Consider the following 1,847-nt stretch of genomic DNA (forward strand, 5'->3'; position numbering starts at 1 on the left):
CGCTCGTTCACCTCCGCATACGTCAGCTCGACGCCGTCGAACACCACCGCCACCGCATCCGGCGTCGCAGCCACCTGCCGCTCGAACACCTCGTGGACGGTCTGCTCCACCGTGGTCTCCACCGCGGACGCCCAGGCGCCCACCAGTAGCTCCAGCTCCTCGGCCGGCAGGTACGCCAGGCGGGCGTCGCCGTCCGGGTCGGCCGCCATGGCCTCCAGCACCGAGCGGTACACGGCGGCCAGGCGGTCGGCCTCGGCGCGGGTGACCACGGCGGTGGAGGTCTTCAGGTGCACGACCGTGCCGGAGGCGATCACATGCAGGTCGAACTCGGTGCTGCCCTGACCGAGCGTGGCACCGGTGTCGACCAGCTCGGTGTCGACCTGGTGGAAGTCGTGGAAGTCGAAGACCGCGTTCAGCAGGCGCTGCTTGCTGCCCGCGGCCCGCTGGACGGCCGGCAGCGGGAAGTGCCGGTGCGCCCAGATCTCGGTCTCCCGGGCGAACACCTGCTCCACCAGCTCGCGCCACGTCCGGGCGCCCCGGACCACCGGGAACGGCAGGGTGTTGAGGTGCATGCCGAGCACCTGCTCGGAGCCCGGCACGGCCGGACGGCCGTGCGCCACCAGGCCGGTGAAGAAGGCCGGCTCCAGGGTCAGCATGCTCAGCGTCTTGACGTACGCCGCGTGCACCACGCTCTTCAGCGAGACGCCCGCCTGCCGGGCCAGCGCCCGCAGGCCCGGCTCCAGGTCGGCCACGGCCACCTGCACCGCGAAGTCCTCGCCGTCGGTGTCGCGCTCGCCCCAGCCCTCGGGCAGCGCGAACGGCACGTGCGAGCCGACCACGTCCAGCCAGAACGCCTCGTCCTCGCCGCCGGCCAGAGCGGCCAGTTCGGCCGCGACGAAGTCCGCGTAGCGGGCCTCGGGGAGGTCGGCGGCCTCGGCCGGGCCGCCGTCGCGCAGGCTGCGGTAGGCGGTGACCAGCTCGCCGAGCAGGGTGTTGATGCTCCAGCCGTCGGTGACGGCGTGGCAGTGGGTGAACGCGATGCGCCAGGCGTCGTCCGCCTCCAGCAGCGCGGTGACGCGCATCAGCGGGGCGCTCGCCAGGTCGAACAGCTCGGCCCGCTCGCGCTCGGCGAAGGCCAGCAGCGCCTGGAACCGCGCCGCCTCGTCGAGGCCGCGGAGGTCCTCGACCGCGACCTTCATCTCCGCCTCGCCGTGCACCAGTTGCATCGGCAGGGAGTAGCCGGTGAGGTCGACCGAGGTGCGCAGGATCTCGTGCCGGCCGACGACGGCGGCGACGGCCGCGCGCAGGGCCTCGGCGTCGAACGGCCGCTCGTCGCGGATCCGGAACGACGAGATGTTCTGGTAGGTGCCGGCCTCCGCCGAGGACAGCAGCTCGACGATCATGCCGGTCTGCACCTGGGAGAGCGGGTAGGCGTCCACCACACCCGCGGGCAGCTTCGCCCGGTCCTCGGCGCCGACCAGCGCGAACCGCTCGACCGTACGGAAGCGCTCGACCTCGGCGGCCGGCTCCCCGGCGGCCTCGGCGAGCCTGGCCACCGTCCGGAGCAGGAAGACGTCCGCCACGGCCAGGTCGAAGCCGGCCTCGCGGAGCGCGCTCACCAGGCGGACCGCCCGGATGGAGTCGCCGCCGACGTCGAAGAAGCTGTCTTCGACGCCGATCTCGTCCAGCCCGAGGACGTCCTTCCACACCGCGGCCATCCGCTCCTCGGCCGGGTTGCGGGGGGCGACGAGTTCGGCGCCGGCGAAGGCCTCCCGGTCGGGGGCCGGCAGGGCGCGGGCGTCCAGCTTGCCGTTGGTGGTCAGCGGGATCTTCTCGATCGCCACGAA

At 73.4% G+C, this 1,847-nt stretch carries 1 protein-coding gene; it reads right to left on the minus strand.

Annotated features, from left to right (window positions below; all coding sequences use genetic code 11):
• Window positions 1-1,847 (minus strand): condensation domain-containing protein (locus ACWGB8_RS38475; RefSeq protein WP_452218300.1); only part of this gene is annotated, 1,847 nt, incomplete at both ends.

The sequence above is a fragment of the Kitasatospora sp. NPDC054939 genome (assembly GCF_053610105.1).